Raw genomic sequence first — 15,891 nt, forward strand, 5'->3', positions numbered from 1 at the left:
ATCCGGGCGGGTTGCCCCGAGCCGGACCCGGGCGGGTCTCACTGGCCCTGGGCGAGTTTGGACACCGTGTCCCATTCGCGCCACTGCGCCAGCCGGGATTCGTAGTCGGCGGTGGCGATGCCCAGCGGGTCCACGCCGAAGAAGATGCGCAGCGGCGGCTTCTCGGCGTCGACGATCTGCAGGATCGCCTCCCGGGTGCCGGTCGGCTCGCCGACGCTGCGCGCGGCCCGCTGCTTCTCCCGGATGTCGCGAACCGCGTCGTATGCCGGATTCGGGGTGCTGCGCTTGGCGGACGGCCCGGCCCAGTCGGTGCTGAAACCTCCCGGCTCGATCAGCGTGACGTGAATGCCGAAATCGGCGACCTCCTGGGCGAGCGACTGGGAGAACCCTTCCAGCGCCCACTTCGACGCGTGGTACGCGCCCACATTCGGGAATGCGCTGATCCCGCCGATGCTCGACACCTGGATGATGTGGCCGCTGCCCTGCGCACGCAGAATCGGCAGCGCCGCCTGCGTCACCCACAGCGCGCCGAACAGATTCGTCTCCAGTTGCGCGCGGACCTCCTGTTCGGTGAGCTCCTCGATCATGCCGAAGTGGCCGTAACCGGCGTTGTTCACCACGATGTCGAGCCGCCCGAAATGCTGGGCCGCCTGCTGGACGGCCGCGAAATCCGCATCCCGGTCGGTGACGTCCAGGTGCAGCGCCAGGAAGGTGTCGGGATGTGCGGCGGTAAGATCGTCGAGAGTGCTCATCTCGCGTGCGGTTCCCGCGACCCGATCGCCCCGCTCGAGCGCGGCGATCGCCCACTCGCGGCCGAATCCACGCGACACACCGGTAATGAACCAAACCTTGCTCATGGTGACCTTCCATGTCAGTGGTCGGGGTCTGTCGGCCCCGTGATCAACGGTAGGCACCTGGAGTGTGCTCCAAGCAAGCGCTTCTCCGAGGCTTCTGCGCAGATTGCGGGGTGGATGCTGGACCGCGACCGACCGCGGACGACGGTCCGGACCGACCGGACGAGGGTCCAGGGTGTGGCAATGGCAGGATCGGTAGCCGTGAACAGCCCAGCAGCGCAGGTGGAGACCGTCATCGACCTGGACGCCATCGCACACAACGTGCGTGTGCTGCGCGAGTACGCCGGTGACGCCGGGGTCATGGCCGTGGTCAAGGGCGACGGCTACAACCACGGTGCGGTGCAGGTGGGACGCGCCGCGCTCGCGGCCGGAGCCGCCGAACTCGGCGTCACCACCATCGCCGAGGCGCTGGATCTGCGGGCCGCGGGGATCGACGCGCCGATCCTGAGCTGGCTGAACATCGCCGACGCCGATTACTCGGCCGCGGTCGCCGCGGATATCGAACTCGGCGTGTCCTCGGTGTGGCAGTTGCGGGCGATCGAACAGGCCGCGCGCGCGACCGGGGGGACCGCCACGGTCTCGCTCAAGGTCGACACCGGACTGAACCGCAACGGTGTCTCCGATATCGAATATCCGCAGGTCCTGGAGCTGCTGCGGGAACTGGTCGATGAGCGCGCGGTCCGGTTCCGGGCGATCTTCTCCCATCTCGCACACGCCGACACCCCGCAGCATCCGGGCAACGACATGCAGCGCGATCGGCTCCTGGACGCCATCGCCGCGGCGAAGGAGTTCGGTCTCGAACCCGAACTCGCCCATCTGGCCAATTCGGCCGCCGCGCTGGCCCGGCCCGATCTCACCTTCGACATGGTCCGGCCCGGCATCGCGATGTACGGGTTGTCGCCGATCGAGGATGCCGGATTCGGGCTGCGTCCCGCGATGACGTTCCAGGCGCAGGTCGTACTGGTCAAGCGGGTCGCCGAGGGGGAGGGCGTGTCGTACGGGCACGAGTGGATCGCACCGCGCGACACCACCGTGGCGCTGATTCCGGCCGGATACGCCGACGGGGTGTTCCGCTCACTGGGCGGGCGGATCTCGGTGCGTATCGGCGAACGCGACTATCCCAGTGTCGGCAGAGTGTGCATGGACCAGCTGGTGGTCGATCTGGGGGACGACGCCACCGGAGTCCAGGAGGGCGATACCGCGGTGCTGTTCGGTGGTGGTCCCGGGCAGACGCATCCGCAGCGATGGGCCGATCTGCTGGGTACCATCCACTACGAGATCGTGTGCTCGCCGCGTGGGCGGGTGGCGCGACGGTATGTGGGCGGAGGGGCTTGTTCATGAAATATGCTCGGCCACAAAGGATTGTGAAGTTCGTCTGTCAGGGTGGGATGGCGACCGCGGGTGTGCTCGGCACGCTGGCCGCCGCCCATGCGTTGCGGCGCGTCGGCGCGTCTGTGCAGTGGCCCGCCCGCGGCGACGACCTGCGCGACGAGGATTTCACCCTGCTCGATCGGGATCGGGCGCGCACGGTTGCCACCGAAGACGGTGTGGCACTGGCGGTTCGGGAATGCGGTCCCGAAGACGCCCCCGCCACCGTGGTTTTCGTGCACGGATTCTGTAACAGTATGGAGTCCTTCCACTTTCAGCGGCGCGATCTCGAGAAGCTGTGGGGCCCGGAAGTTCGCATGATCTTCTTCGATCTGCGCGGGCACGGCCGCTCCGGCGAGTCGAGTGTGGGCGGCTGCACGGTGCCGCAGCTGGGCCGCGATCTGGTCGAGGTGATCCGGGCGTGCGCGCCGGACGGTCCGCTGATGCTGGTCGGACATTCCATGGGCGGTATGGCGATTCTCGCTGCCGCCGCGCAGTTTGCGGAGTTGTTCCAGGAGCGGGTGCGGGCCGTGGCGTTGCTGTCGACGGCCGCGGCGGAGGTCGCCTCGGCGGGTGTGCCGCAGCTGCTGCGCAATCCGGCGCTCGACGGATTCCGGCTCGCCGTGCACAGCGCACCCGCGCTGATCCAGGCCGGGCGGGTCGCCGCGCGGCAGGTGATCAATCCGATCCTGCACGTCAGCTCGTTCCACGGCGACGTGAGCCCGACGCTGTCCCGGTTCACCACCTCGATGATCGATCGGACGCCGGTCGCCACCGTCGTGAAATTCCTCGAGGCCCTGCAGGTGCACGACGAATCCGCGGCGCTGCCCACCCTGGCGGCACTGCCGGAACTGGTTCTGGGCGGCGGTCACGACATGGTGATTCCGTTCCGGAATTCGGTCGCGCTGGCCCGCCGGTTGCCCGATGCCGATCTGGTTCGCGTCACCGATGCCGCGCATATGGTGCACATGCAGTATCCGGATCTGGTCAATGCCGCACTGGATCGTCTGCTGTTGCGCGGCGGGCTGCTCGGCGCCGGGGGAAAGCAGGAGGTCGCAGGTGGCTGAACAGCGGATTCTGCCGACGGTCGAGGACACCGAGGCGCTCGGTCGCGAACTGGCCCGCGATCTGGGGCCCGGTGATCTGGTCGTGCTCGACGGTCCGCTGGGCGCCGGGAAGACCGCGCTGACCCGCGGGCTCGCCGACGGGCTCGGCGTACAGGGGCGAGTCAGTTCGCCGACGTTCATCATCGCCCGGCAGCATCGCGCCGGGGATCATCCCGGCGCGGTCGGCATGGTCCACGTCGATGCCTACCGCCTCGGCGGGGATCTGGACGAACTCGATTCCCTCGATCTGGACACCGATCTGGATCACGCGGTCGTGGTCGTCGAATGGGGTCTGGGCGTCGTGGAACATCTCACCGATCGGCACCTGCGCGTCGTGCTGCGCCGCGAGCCGGACTCGGACGTTCGCACCGCGACCTGGGAGTGGGTCGCGGCCGGCTGAACCGCCGCGGTGTGATGCCGGACACCATTCCCGGGTGCGACAGCCGGATCGACCGGTGGTGCACATCGCCGTCAGGGGCGCATCGTTTCCGGTAGTCGTTGCGGTACTTGGTCGTTGGCGGCGATGGACGAATCGGCGCCATCCGACGCGGTCCGGGACGGCGATACCGGTGCGGCGGAGGGGGGAACCGAGGGCAGGCGGGTTGCCGTCGGGGAGGTGACCTACCGGTATCGTTGAGGCAATCATGCTTGTACTCGCCCTCGACACCGCGACGCCTGCCGTCACCGCGGGACTGGTGGCACTGGAGCAGACCGCGCCCCAGCACCACGAGGTCCATACGCTCGCATCCCGGGTGACCGTGGACGCTCGCGCCCACAACGAGGTGCTCACTCCGCAGATCCTCGAATGCTTCGACACCGCAGGGCGTTCCCGCGCCGAACTCGACGCGGTCGTCGTCGGTGTCGGGCCGGGCCCGTTCACCGGCCTGCGCGTCGGGATGGCGACCGCCGCCGCGTTCGGCGACGCGTTGGGTCTGCCGGTGTACGGGGTGTGCAGTCTGGACGCGATCGCCGCGGCCGCGTGGCGCGATATCTCCGCGGTGGATGCCGAACTGCTGGTCGTCACCGACGCCCGGCGCCGCGAGGTGTACTGGGCTCGCTATCGCGCGGTGTCCAAGGCGGCCCTGGCCGGATCGTTCGTGGTCGGCAACGGCAACGGCGGTCCGCAGTCCCGCGCGGTGGTGCGCGTCGCGGGGCCGCAGGTGTGCAAGCCGGGTGATCTGGAGTCCGGCGATTCCACCGTGATCGCCGGATCCGCTTCGCACGTGGACTTTTTCGATCTTCCGGTGCTGCCGGTGGAGACCCCGTCCCCGGCCGGACTGGTCAGCTGCGCCGCCGCCGAGCTGCTGGCGCGGGCGACCCCGCAGCCGTTGGTCCCGTTGTATCTGCGCCGCCCGGATGCGGTCGAACGCAGTTATCAGGCGGTCCGGGCATGAGCGGTCAGGGCCGGAGGGGGCAGCGGAGCGTCACCACGCAGGCCCCCGCTGATGCCCGAGATGGTGCAGTCATGAGCGGTCAGGGCCGGAGGCGGCAGCGGAGCGTCACCACGCAGGCCCCCGCTCATGCTCCAGAGGACACAGCATGAGTGACCGGATCGCACCGGCGATCCGGATCGAGCCGATGGATCGGTCCGCGATCGATCGTTGTGTGGAACTCGAGAAGGTGCTGTTCCCCGAGGACGATCCCTGGCCGGATGTGGCCTTCGAATCCGAGCTGGCCGGTGCGCACAACCGCTATCTGGTCGCGCGGGACGAATTCGGCCACATCGTCGGCTACGCCGGGATCGCGCTGCTGGGCCCGCTGGATCATCCCGAGGCCGAGGTGCACACGATCGGCGTCGACCCGGACAGCCATCGTGGCGGGATCGGCACGACGCTGCTGCGCGCGCTGCTGGCCGAGGCGGGTAACCGCGGCGGGCCGGTGTTCCTCGAGGTCCGCACCGACAACGTTCCGGCGATCGCGCTGTACGAGAAGCACGGCTTCCACATCATCGGTCTGCGCAAGAACTACTACCAGCCCAGCGGGGCCGACGCGTTCACCATGCGCCGTCCCGCGACCGACGGTATCGCCGATCCGAACGGGGTGCTCACATGAATCGCGGCGCACCGCCGAGCTCGGGGATTCGCGCGGGTTGTGAAATAGGCTGTCGCACAACCGATGTGCGGACCGACAGGGGTGTGCGGGCATGATCGTGATGGGCGTGGAGAGCTCCTGTGACGAGACCGGGGTCGGCATCGTGCGCTGGCACGAGGACGGCGCCTGCGAACTGCTGGCCGACGAGGTCGCCTCGAGTGTGGAACAGCACGCCCGCTTCGGCGGCGTCGTTCCCGAGATCGCCTCGCGCGCACACCTGGAGGCGATCGTGCCCGCCATGCGGCGCGCACTCGCCGCGGCCGACGTCGCCCGGCCCGATGCGATCGCGGTGACCATCGGTCCCGGACTGGCCGGTGCCCTGCTGGTCGGCGTCGCGGCCGCGAAAGCCTATGCGGCGGCGTGGGATATCCCGCTGTACGCGCTGAACCATCTCGGCGGCCACGTCGCGGTGGACACCCTCGAACACGGTCCGATGCCGCCGTGCGTGGCGCTGTTGGTGTCGGGCGGGCACACCCATCTGCTGCACGTCACCGATCTGGCCGAGCAGATCACCGAACTCGGCAGCACCGTCGACGACGCCGCGGGCGAGGCCTTCGACAAGGTGGCCCGGCTGCTGGATCTGGGTTTCCCGGGCGGCCCGGCACTGGATGCGGCCGCGGCACACGGTGATCCGCAGTCCATCGCCTTCCCGCGCGGGATGACCGGCCCCCGCGACGCGCGCTACGACTTCTCTTTCTCCGGCGTGAAGACCGCCGTGGCCCGATATGTCGAGGCCGCTCAGCGCGACGGTCGTGAGCTGCCGATTCCGGACATCGCGGCCTCGTTCCAGGAGTCCGTCGCGGATGTGCTGACGCTCAAGGCGATTCGCGCGGCACAGGACGTCGGCGTGGACACCCTCGTCCTCGGCGGCGGCGCGACGGCGAACTCCCGCATCCGCTCGATGGCCCAGGAGCGTTGCGCCGCAGCCGGTATCACCCTCCGCGTGCCCAAGCCGCGCCTGTGCACCGACAACGGCGTCATGATCGCGACGCTGGGCGCCCACGTCATCGCGGGCGGCGCGAAACCTTCCACCCTCACCGTTGCCACCGACCCGGGCCTCGCGGTTTCGACCACCCAACTGCCCTAGTCCGGCTCGCTCGCGCGACGTTCCGATCGGACCGAATCACCGCGAGTAAAACGGCTCGAGCCGACCTGTCGCGGGTCAGCGACAGGTCGGCTCGTCCCGCGGGGGTGTAGTTCGGGCACTGACGGGTTGTCGTGCCCGAACTACCTTCCAGCTCAGTGCTTTTCGGTGCCGTCCGCGTTGAGGATCAGCTGGGTGGCCTTGGGGGAGGCGAAGTCGAACATGCCGGACAGGTCGCCCGCGGTGGCTTCGGAGGAGCCGTTGCCCAGGGTGGGCAGGGACCAGTTGGACTCGATGAACTTCACGATCGAGGTCTCGTCGGTGAGGGTGTGGTCGACGTGGTTGGTCTTCGCGTAGGGCGAGATCGCCAGCAGCGGCAGGCGCGGGCCGGTGCCGCAGCGGCCCTGGTGACCACCGAGGGCGGGCTTGCTCGCGCACGGGCCGTAGACGTCCGAGGCGCTGGTGGAACCGTTGATCACCGGTCCGGCGACGTGGTCGTACCAGCCGTCCGAGTCGTCGTAGGCGATGAAGATCGCGGTGGACTTCCAGTCCGGCGACTGCTGGATGGCGTTGATCCGGTCCACCAGGAAGTGCTGCTCGTCGACCGGGTCGGAGTAGCCGGCGTGGCCGTCCTGATATTCGGACGCCTTGACGTAGCTCACCGCGGGCAGCTTGCCCGCCTTGGCGGCCTGATCGAACCACTCCAGCCCGTACTGGTGATTGGCCGGACCGGCGTGGCCGACCTCGTCCAGCGAAGCGGGCACGGTGTGACTCGGATTCGAGGTCGACTTGAAGTACTGGAACGGCTCGTGATGTGGGCTGTAGTCCAGCACCTGCTGACCGCCGAGGTTGGCATGCTTCGAACCGCACACCGCCTTGCCGTCGGCGTTCTTACCGGTCGGGGTGAATCCGCCCTGGAACCAGCCCCAGCTGATGTTCTTGTCGTTCAGCGCGTCACCGATGTTCTTGGCGTTCATCGCCATCAGATTGTCGGTGGTGGTGTGGCTCTTGTTCGAGCAGTCGTCGTAGGCGGGGTCGGCGTCGTCGATGTCGGAGCCGATGCCCTGCGCGTCGGGCGCGGCGACCAGATTCGGATCCTGCACCGGCTTACCGGTTTTCGCGTCGATGGCCTGCGCGCCGTAGGTCTGCGCGGCGGTCACCTCGAGCGCGCCCGGCGTGGACGGGCCGAAGGTGGTGCCGAAGGAGTTGTCGCTCAGCGCGTAGTTCTGGGCGTAGTTCCACATGGCGGTGACGGTGTTGCCGTCGTAGTAGTCCATGACGATCCCGTTCGGACCGTAGGCGGCCGGGCATTCGTCCTTCTGCGTCTTCTGGACGAACTGATCCATCTTGCCGTTGTTGAAGGCCTCCTGCTCGGCCTTGTACGAATGGTCCTGATCGCAGGTCATGGCCTGATCCGGGCCCAGGCGCTGCGGCTGGAACAGATTCGGGTTGTGTGTCAGCAGATCCGGGGTCAGCCCGTTCACCGCCGGGGTGCCGGGCGCGGCGGTGAACGGCACGCCGTCGGTGTTGGCGGCATTCGGGTACGTGCCGAAGTAGTGGTCGAACGAGATGTTCTCGTCGTAGAGGACCACGATGTGCTTGATCGGCGTCGTGGTCGTCGCCGACTGATCGGTGGCCGCGGGGCTCGTCGAGGACGAGCAGGCGGCCGCGAGCAGCCCCACCGTCGCGATGGCGGCGGCGATCGTCGTGCGTCGCTTGTACTTTCCGCTGCCACCCTGCGCCGGTGCGCGCCGCGTCTGGGAGCCTGTACTCACGTGTCCTCCTGGGTCGATCCCGCCTCGCCGCTCATGCGAAGTCAAACGATAGTCACGAGTGGAGATTTCCCAGGGGTGAACACCGGGCGACGTCCGCTTGTCGGATGGAAGATCCGCCTCACGTCAGCAGGGCGCGTGCGTAGAAATCCGCGTCGTCGTGCACGCCCGGCAGGATGAAGAAGTATCCGCCGCCGAACGGTGAGATGTAGTCGACCAGCGGTTCGTCCAGCAGTCGCTGCTGGACGGCCTCGAACTGCGCGTGCGGATCACGCTGGTAGCACAGGAAGATCAGGCCCTGGTCGAGATTTCCGGCGTCGTCGTTGCCGCGGTCGTAGTTGAAACTGCGCCGCAGGATCTGACTGCCCGCGGTGTCGGGTGTGCGCGGATTGGCCAGGCGGATATGCGCGTTCAGCGGGATGACCAGTCCGGTGGGATCGTCGCCGTAGTCGGGTAGGTCGCTCTCGTGATTGCCGTTCAGCGGCGCGCCGGTATCGCGCACCCGGCCGAACATGTTCTCCTGCTCGGTGATCGCGACCCGGTCCCAGAACTCCACGAGCATCCGGATCAACCGGACCACCTGATAGGTGCCCCCGGCGGCCCAGGCGGGCTCGCCGGCCCCGGTCCACACCAGATGGTCGAAGTCGGTACTGCCAGGATTGGCGATACCGTCCTTGAAGCCGAACAGATTTCGCGGCGTCCCACTCGGCCGGGGCGGGCTGACGAAACCGTTCATCCGCCAGCGCGGCTGCATCGCACCGCGCGTCGCGCGGGTGATGTCGCGCAGTGCGTGCACACAGACGTCGGCGTCGGCCGCGGTCAGCTGCAGGCTCAGATCGCCGTGGCACCAGGCGGGTCGAAGATTGTCGTTGGGGAACATCGGCATCGCCGTCAGCCGTGCGGGCCGCTTGCCGGACAGGCCGTATCGGTCGTCGAACAGACTCGCGCCGACGCCCACCGTGATCACCGGCCCGCCCGGCGGCGCCTCCGGACCCAGGACGCCGTTGTCGGCGGGCGGTGCGGTGATGCCGACCGCGGACGGGGGGCCACCGGCGCTGAGGATGCGGGCGCGTTCGGTGAGGGTGCGGAACAGCTCGGTCAGCTCGGCCGGATTCTCGGCGATCACATCGAACGACGCCGTGATGCCCTGCGCACCGGCCGGCGGCGGATCGGCGACCCCGGCCTGGTGGATCCCGTGGAACGGCGGTGCGGCCTGCGCGGCGGTCACCGTATGCAGTGCGGCGGGGGCGACCGTCGAGGCCGCGGTCACCGCGCCGCCGACGCCCGCGGCCATCGCACCGCGCAGGAAGGAACGCCGACTGGGCGACGGATTCGCGGTCACTGGAACGTCTTTCGCGGTTTGCAGATGGTCGCGATCGGGGCGAGGTACTCCAGCAGCTGGCTCAGCGTGCCGTTCAACCGCTGCCGATCCGACGGGCTCAGTGCGGACACCGCGGTCCACGTGCCGCCGGTGGGATCGCCGGGGGCGGCATCGGCGTGGTGCGCCTGCAACATGGCCTCGAAACGGTTCAACCAGGTCGTGACCTGCGGGAGCTGCTGATAGCGGGTGCGCAGCACCGGATCCAGCACGGTGAGCAGTTCCCGGGTCCCGGTGACGTTCGCCGCGGCGGTGGCCAGGGAGGTGCCGCTGCCGTAGTCGGCATCGCCGGTCATCTCGAATTGCAGTGTGTTCTCCAGGATTTCGTGCGTGCGCAGACCCAGATCCAGCAGCGGCACCTGGATGTTCGGGAAGTCCGCGACCAGTCCGTGCACGTCCCGGGTCAGCTGATCGGCGGATCCGGCCAGCGTCGCGGCCGATTCGCCGTGCCACAGACCGTATTCCACCCGATGAAATCCGGTGAACTGCGGATCGGCCGTGCCCCCGGGCAGGCTGTCGGTCCGGCCGTCGAGTTTGCCGTCGTAATCGCCGAACGCGTGGTACGCCGCGCCGAGACGTTCGTAGTCCAGATGAGCGGTCAGCCAGGCCGTGCGTGCTGCGGCGAGATCACCGCGATCGACCGTGGCGCGCAGGGTGTCGGTGTCGGTGGCCAGCCGGTTCAGCCCGGCCGCAACGTAATCCACGTACTGCTTGTCCGGTCCGTACAGATCCTCGGGGGTGACCGGCGCCGCTGCCGAGGCCGCGGGCGGTCCGGCGATCGTGACGGTGGGCCCGGTGATCATCGCGTTGCTCGAACCCTCCATGGCGCACCGGAAGGCGAACGTGCCACCGCCGACGTCGACGCGGGTGCTGCGGGTGGTGTTCGGCCCGATATTGGGCACTTCGGCGGAGATCGCACCGGAGCGCACGTCGATGAGGTCGACGGTGGTCGGGTTGGATCCGGTATTGCGGAAATAGAGCGTCTGCTGACCGGTGTGCGGATCGGTCCAGCCCTGGCCGCAGGCATCCTCGGAGACGTCGATGATCTGCTGGGCTGGCTTCGCGGGAGTGGGGTGCCCGCAGGCACTCGCCGCCGCCGCGGTGCTCATCGCGGCGACGGCCACGACGATACGGCGTACTGGTCGCATGCGCATGACCGCGACAGCTTACGGCAGCCGCAGGCCCCGAAGCAGAGCCGCACGATCTGTACAGCGAGTATTCATTCCGATGTCGCAGTGGGCCGATCGGCTGGGGGCGAGGTGGATTCGGCTCACACGGCTGCGCTGGCACCGGCATCCGGCAGATGTGGATCGCGATCCGGCACAGGTGTTTTCGGCGGAGCCGGGACGAAATCCGGCACGGCGTGCTGTCGTCAGTCGGCGGGGTGGAGTGTGGCTCGCGCGGCCGAACCGGTGTTGGCTCGCGGCAGCTGCGGACCGTGACTCGGCGTCGTCGTCAGTGGCGGCGCGGGTGTGGTGGTCGGGGCCGGGACACTGTTCGGCACGGTGGGCTGGGGGGTGGTGGTGCCGAGCAACGGGCCGAGCAGGTGCGGCAGATCCGGCAGCGGGATGGGCGGCAGGCCCGGGTCCGGGCGTAGCGGCACGCCGGTGGTCGCCGGCGTCGCGCTCGGTGTGGTGGTGGTGGGTTGCTGGCTGGTGTCCGTGGTGGACGGAGCCGGGGTGGTGGTGGCCGCGGTGTGCCGACCCGGCGCGAACTGCTCGGTGGTGGTGCTCGAGGAGCTCTCGGGAAGGGCGGGCGGCGGTGCCGTCGTGGTGGTGGGGATATCCGCGGTGCGACTGGTACCGGCGGGCGTGACGTCGTGATCCGCGGTCGGGACCAGTTCCTTGACCCCGTAGCCGACGACCAGGCCGAGCACCACGACCGCACCGGCCAGGGTGCCGACGAGTTTGGTGAAGGTGCCTGGTTTGGCGTCCGAGCCCAGGCTGATCACCGGGAAGGCCGAGGGCTGCGCCGAATCGGCAACCAGCGCAGCGCCTTTCGCGGTCGCGGCCTCCGGCTCGGGCACGGTCAGGACCACGACGTCGAGCAGATCGGCGAGGCCGTTGACCACGGCGGCCATATTGGCGCAACCGCCTATCACGGTGACCGCCCGCGGATATTTCGGCGCGCGGGCGAACACCGCGGCGGCGAACACCGCGGCCTCGTGGAGCAGATCGGCGATCAGCTCCTCGAAATCGGCGCGGGTGAGCTTGAGCGGCTGACCGGCGACATGATCGATGGTCACCGCCGGGGCGATGGACAGATGCTCCTTGGCGGCTCGGGCGCGGTTGACGAGCATGGCGCGGTTGGGCCGGGTGCCGCGACGGGCGAAATGGCAGTCGAGCAGATGGTGGTAGATCAGCTCGTCCATGGCGTCACCACTGACGGCGCTCGTGCGCTCGCTGTGCAGCACCGCGTCGTCGGCGACGTCGGCCACCGAGACGGTCATGCCGGAGGAGCCGAGATCGATCAGGCCGACCGTCTCGTATCTGTCCAACAGGCCGGTATGGCGCAGATAGGTAAGTGCGGCAGTGCTTTCCAGGATCAGTTGTACGTCGCGGCGCTGGCGGCCGATGGCGGAGCGGATCGCCACGGCCTGTTCCCGATCGCGGTACGCGACCGCGATGGCGCCGGGGGTGGGAAACCGCTCGCCGGGCGTGGGCGCCGGTCCGGCGGCGTGCGCACCGCGCGGGTACACGAATTCGCGGGGCATCTGAGTGGTCATCAACTCGATCGAGGAGGCCACCAGATCGCCGAGATCCGAATGCGCGGCGTCTGCGGAGACGATTCGGTAGTCGAAGTCCTGAGCGCCGTTGGGTGCGGTGGCGACCAGCGCCGAGCACACCACTTCGTTCCCGGCGGAGATACCGAGGGATGTTCGCATGTTCACCTCCCTTCGAGCGGATGGTCATCGCGTCGCCGACCATCGGATGCGGACAGCACGGGCATCCGCGTGGATGGCGGATGGCCCGAGCTGATCGGGCCGGGCCCGTGGTCCGTCGGGGCGTGGGGTCCGGCGACGATCACTTGCGGTCTGATACTCGTTCCATGGTGTGCGCCAAGGGCTCGCGCGGGGTGAAGCAGTATGTGCAACGCTCGGCGGATCGCGTGACGGTGTGCAACCATCCGACATGTACCTCCCGATGGCACGGAGCCTTCTAGCGGTACGGCGTCTGCTGGCACGGCAACATCACGGAGCCGTCGTCCATAGTGTCACATTCCGTTATCCGAACGTTACAGATTTCTCAGATCGATTGCCACCGTGTGGGCGATGTGACGCGAGTTACCCGTGAGGTCCAGGGTCAGCGGGGGTTTCCGTCGAAAAATCGTCGGCGTGTCGCGCAACGTGTCGCGACACGGCGGGTTGCGAAGAGGTGTCGGAGAATCAGCACTACCCAACCTTGAGCGCTGGCACTCTGCTGTATAGAGTGCTAGGTGGCACTGGTGGAAGTTGCTCAGCTGCCAGCACGACCACTGCACTGGGGTCCCGGCACCCGCGACGACGGGGCTATGGGCAGGGTCGGCACACGACCGAAACCGTGAGTCCGGGGAACAGCCCCGGACGAGTAGAAATCCCCTGAAAGTGGAGGGCTCAACGTGGCGAGCGTGAACATCAAGCCGCTCGAGGACAAGATCCTCGTCCAGGCCGGCGAGGCCGAGACGACGACCGCCTCCGGCCTGGTCATCCCCGACACGGCGAAGGAGAAGCCCCAGGAGGGCACCGTCATCGCCGTGGGCCCCGGGCGGATCACCGACACCGGTGACCGCATCCCGGTGGATGTCAAGGAAGGCGACACCGTCATCTACAGCAAGTACGGCGGCACCGAGATCAAGTACAACGGCGAGGAGTACCTGATCCTGTCGGCGCGCGACGTCCTGGCTGTCGTCAACAAGTGACCCAGCCGTAGACGAACGCTGCCCCGGCGCCCCGAGATGAGGCACCGGGGCAGCATTCGTTACGGCCCCTTCCTCGGCGCTCGCACAGGGCCCGGCGACAGTCCGCGTACGCGGGGCCGCCCAGCGCCGACGATCAGACACTGAAGGAATTCCGAAACATGGCAAAGCAGATCGAGTTCGACGAGAAGGCTCGTCGGGCAATGGAGCGCGGGGTCGACAAGCTCGCCGACGCCGTCAAGGTCACGCTCGGCCCCCGCGGTCGGCACGTGGTCCTGGCCAAGGCGTTCGGCGGCCCGGCCGTCACCAACGACGGCGTCACCATCGCCCGCGACATCGACCTCGAGGACCCCTTCGAGAACCTCGGCGCGCAGCTGGTCAAGAGCGTGGCCACCAAGACCAACGACGTCGCCGGTGACGGCACCACCACCGCCACCGTGCTGGCGCAGGCGCTGATCAAGGGCGGCCTGAAGAACATCGCCGCGGGCGCCAACCCGATCGCCCTGGGCTCGGGTATGAGCAAGGCCGGCGACGTGGTGTCCGAGGCGCTGCTCGCGGCCGCCAAGCCGGTCTCCGGCGAGAAGGCCATCGCGCAGGTCGCCACCGTGTCCTCGCGCGACGAGGAGATCGGCGAGATGGTCGGCAAGGCGCTGACCACCGTCGGCAAGGACGGCGTGGTCACCGTGGAGGAGTCCTCCCTGGTGAGCACCGACCTCGAGATCACCGAGGGCGTGCAGTTCGACAAGGGCTACCTGTCGGCCTACTTCGTCACCGACCTGGACAAGCAGGAAGCGGTGCTCGAGGACGCCGTCGTGCTGCTGCACCGGGAGAAGATCAGCTCGCTGCCGGATCTGCTTCCGCTGCTGGAGAAGATCGCCGAATCCGGCAAGCCCGTGCTGATCATCGCCGAGGACGTCGAGGGCGAGGCGCTGTCCACCCTGGTCGTCAACGCGATCCGCAAGACGCTCAAGGTCGTTGCGGTCAAGGCGCCGTTCTTCGGTGACCGCCGCAAGGCGTTCCTGGACGACCTGGCCATCGTCACCGGCGCCACCGTCGTCAACCCCGATCTGGGCATCAACCTGCGTGAAGCGGGCCTGGACGTGCTCGGCTCGGCGCGTCGCGCGGTCGTGACCAAGGACGAGACCACCATCGTCGACGGCGCCGGCACCCAGGAGGCCATCGACGGGCGAATCGCCCAGCTGCGCAGCGAGATCGAGGCCACCGACTCCGACTGGGACCGCGAGAAGCTCGAGGAGCGGCTGGCCAAACTGGCCGGCGGCGTCGCGGTGATCAAGGTCGGTGCGGCCACCGAGACCGCGCTCAAAGAGCGCAAGTACCGGGTCGAGGACGCGGTCAGCGCGGCCAAGGCCGCGGTCGAGGAGGGCATCGTCCCCGGCGGCGGCACCGCGCTGGTGCAGGCGAGCACCAAGCTCGCCGAACTGCGTGAATCGCTGACCGGTGACGCGGCCGTCGGCGTCGAGGTCGTCCGCAAGGCGCTCGAGGCCCCGCTGTACTGGATCGCCGCCAACGCGGGTGTCGACGGTGCGGTCGTGGTCAGCAAGGTCGTCGACGGCAAGGAGGGCTTCAACGCCGCCACCCTCGTCTACGGCGACCTGGTCACCGACGGTGTCGTGGACCCGGTGAAGGTGACCCGCTCCGCGGTCCTCAACGCCGTCTCCGTCGCCCGCATGGTGCTCACCACCGAGAGCGCCATCGTCGACAAGCCCGCCGAAGAAGAGGCCGACGACCACCACGGTCACGCCCACTGAGCTGTATCTTCGGCCTCCGCTTCGCTACGGCGTGTTCGCGGCCCTGAAGGGCCGCCGTTCACCGCTCGAGACTCGGGCTTCGCCCATGCGCTTCGAGCGGTGAACGGCGACCCGGCCGCGAACTCCTCGCTCGAAGGCTCGCTCCGTGCGGGGTGGGTGAGAGCGCATCTCGCGTGTTGGGGGTGATGGCTTTCGTCCCGTTTCGGCCCTTGTTGTGGCTTGTGGTGCTCGCTGCCGTGTTTCCGGACTCGTGCTCGCCCTTGCCGGCTCGGGTGCTGATCGGTGATTCGGCGTGAACGGTCGGTTCAAGTTTCTTTCCGTGTGAGGTTGGGGGAGTGCGCATCTCGCGCAGCCGGGGGTGGCCCTGGTTTTGCTGCGGTGCGTCGGCGATCTGTAGGGCGTGTCGCTGAGGATCGTTGCCTGCGTGTCTCGAGTGTCGTTCGTCGTCGAGTCGGCGCGAAGTCCTCGTTCGAGGGCTCGCTTCGTGCGGGGTTGGGGCAGCACGTATCTCGCGTGGTTGCGGTTGACGGCCCCGTTTCACTTCTGTGTGTGCGGTCTGCGGGCTCGGCGCTGAA

General features: G+C 68.4%; 13 protein-coding genes. 8 read left to right on the forward strand and 5 right to left on the reverse strand.

Features of this window, described 5'->3' with window-relative positions; all coding sequences use genetic code 11:
• Window positions 1-38: 38 nt before the first annotated feature.
• On the reverse strand, window positions 39-857 hold the full coding sequence (locus tag ON40_RS05900; protein WP_040819200.1) for an SDR family oxidoreductase: 819 nt from the start codon (window positions 855-857) through the stop codon (window positions 39-41).
• A gap of 180 nt (window positions 858-1,037) precedes the next feature.
• On the opposite strand from ON40_RS05900, the gene alr reads away from it, so the two are divergent.
• The 6 genes from alr (at window position 1,038) to tsaD (ending at window position 6,506) form a co-directional block, all read left to right on the forward strand.
• Window positions 1,038-2,195 (forward strand): alanine racemase, encoded by a 1,158-nt coding sequence (gene alr, locus ON40_RS05905; RefSeq protein WP_051192731.1) that lies wholly within the window; start codon window positions 1,038-1,040, stop codon window positions 2,193-2,195.
• A gap of 47 nt (window positions 2,196-2,242) precedes the next feature.
• The gene (locus ON40_RS05910) at window positions 2,243-3,289 is read left to right on the forward strand and encodes an alpha/beta fold hydrolase (protein ID WP_245567682.1); all 1,047 of its coding nucleotides are present in this window, start codon (window positions 2,243-2,245) and stop codon (window positions 3,287-3,289) included.
• Complete coding sequence (tsaE, locus tag ON40_RS05915; RefSeq protein WP_040819206.1) at window positions 3,282-3,728, forward strand: tRNA (adenosine(37)-N6)-threonylcarbamoyltransferase complex ATPase subunit type 1 TsaE; 447 nt, start codon at window positions 3,282-3,284, stop codon at window positions 3,726-3,728. The genes ON40_RS05910 and tsaE overlap by 8 nt, the downstream gene beginning before the upstream one ends.
• A gap of 244 nt (window positions 3,729-3,972) precedes the next feature.
• Window positions 3,973-4,722, forward strand: coding sequence for a tRNA (adenosine(37)-N6)-threonylcarbamoyltransferase complex dimerization subunit type 1 TsaB (tsaB, locus tag ON40_RS05920; RefSeq protein WP_040819207.1), 750 nt, complete (start codon window positions 3,973-3,975; stop codon window positions 4,720-4,722).
• 145 nt (window positions 4,723-4,867) lie between these two features.
• Window positions 4,868-5,380 carry a ribosomal protein S18-alanine N-acetyltransferase gene (gene rimI / locus ON40_RS05925; RefSeq protein WP_040819208.1) on the forward strand — a complete coding sequence of 171 codons (513 nt, stop codon included), beginning with the start codon at window positions 4,868-4,870 and terminating at the stop codon, window positions 5,378-5,380.
• A gap of 91 nt (window positions 5,381-5,471) precedes the next feature.
• On the forward strand, window positions 5,472-6,506 hold the full coding sequence (tsaD, locus tag ON40_RS05930; protein WP_040819209.1) for a tRNA (adenosine(37)-N6)-threonylcarbamoyltransferase complex transferase subunit TsaD: 1,035 nt from the start codon (window positions 5,472-5,474) through the stop codon (window positions 6,504-6,506).
• Window positions 6,507-6,658: 152 nt separating this feature from the next.
• Here tsaD and ON40_RS05935 read toward each other — a convergent pair whose 3' ends face one another.
• From ON40_RS05935 to ON40_RS05950, 4 genes are all read right to left on the reverse strand, one after another.
• On the reverse strand, window positions 6,659-8,278 hold the full coding sequence (locus ON40_RS05935) for a phospholipase C (protein ID WP_051192732.1): 1,620 nt from the start codon (window positions 8,276-8,278) through the stop codon (window positions 6,659-6,661).
• A gap of 118 nt (window positions 8,279-8,396) precedes the next feature.
• Window positions 8,397-9,569, reverse strand: a complete 1,173-nt coding sequence (locus tag ON40_RS05940) for a Dyp-type peroxidase (RefSeq protein WP_051192751.1) — start codon at window positions 9,567-9,569, stop codon at window positions 8,397-8,399.
• 44 nt (window positions 9,570-9,613) lie between these two features.
• Window positions 9,614-10,807 (reverse strand): EfeM/EfeO family lipoprotein, encoded by a 1,194-nt coding sequence (locus ON40_RS05945; protein WP_218008742.1) that lies wholly within the window; start codon window positions 10,805-10,807, stop codon window positions 9,614-9,616.
• Window positions 10,808-11,025: 218 nt separating this feature from the next.
• On the reverse strand, window positions 11,026-12,537 hold the full coding sequence (locus ON40_RS05950; protein WP_040819213.1) for an Hsp70 family protein: 1,512 nt from the start codon (window positions 12,535-12,537) through the stop codon (window positions 11,026-11,028).
• 713 nt (window positions 12,538-13,250) lie between these two features.
• On the opposite strand from ON40_RS05950, the gene groES reads away from it, so the two are divergent.
• Both groES and groL read left to right on the forward strand, forming a co-directional pair.
• Window positions 13,251-13,550, forward strand: coding sequence for a co-chaperone GroES (gene groES, locus ON40_RS05955; protein ID WP_040819216.1), 300 nt, complete (start codon window positions 13,251-13,253; stop codon window positions 13,548-13,550).
• A gap of 158 nt (window positions 13,551-13,708) precedes the next feature.
• The gene (gene groL, locus ON40_RS05960) at window positions 13,709-15,316 is read left to right on the forward strand and encodes a chaperonin GroEL (protein ID WP_040819219.1); all 1,608 of its coding nucleotides are present in this window, start codon (window positions 13,709-13,711) and stop codon (window positions 15,314-15,316) included.
• Window positions 15,317-15,891 lie beyond the last annotated feature (575 nt).

The organism is Nocardia jiangxiensis NBRC 101359 (genome assembly GCF_000308615.1).
In the GTDB taxonomy this organism is placed as follows: Bacteria; Actinomycetota; Actinomycetes; order Mycobacteriales; family Mycobacteriaceae; genus Nocardia; species Nocardia jiangxiensis.

Coding starts and splice junctions, on each gene's coding strand:
- alr (WP_051192731.1), top strand. CDS start 1,038: ATGGCAGGATCGGTAGCCGTGAACAGCCCAGCAGCGCAGGTGGAGACC.
- ON40_RS05900 (WP_040819200.1), bottom strand. CDS start 857: ATGAGCAAGGTTTGGTTCATTACCGGTGTGTCGCGTGGATTCGGCCGC.
- ON40_RS05945 (WP_218008742.1), bottom strand. CDS start 10,807: ATGCGCATGCGACCAGTACGCCGTATCGTCGTGGCCGTCGCCGCGATG.
- tsaB (WP_040819207.1), top strand. CDS start 3,973: ATGCTTGTACTCGCCCTCGACACCGCGACGCCTGCCGTCACCGCGGGA.
- ON40_RS05950 (WP_040819213.1), bottom strand. CDS start 12,537: ATGCGAACATCCCTCGGTATCTCCGCCGGGAACGAAGTGGTGTGCTCG.
- ON40_RS05940 (WP_051192751.1), bottom strand. CDS start 9,569: ATGGCCGCGGGCGTCGGCGGCGCGGTGACCGCGGCCTCGACGGTCGCC.
- rimI (WP_040819208.1), top strand. CDS start 4,868: ATGAGTGACCGGATCGCACCGGCGATCCGGATCGAGCCGATGGATCGG.
- tsaD (WP_040819209.1), top strand. CDS start 5,472: ATGATCGTGATGGGCGTGGAGAGCTCCTGTGACGAGACCGGGGTCGGC.
- groL (WP_040819219.1), top strand. CDS start 13,709: ATGGCAAAGCAGATCGAGTTCGACGAGAAGGCTCGTCGGGCAATGGAG.
- ON40_RS05910 (WP_245567682.1), top strand. CDS start 2,243: ATGGCGACCGCGGGTGTGCTCGGCACGCTGGCCGCCGCCCATGCGTTG.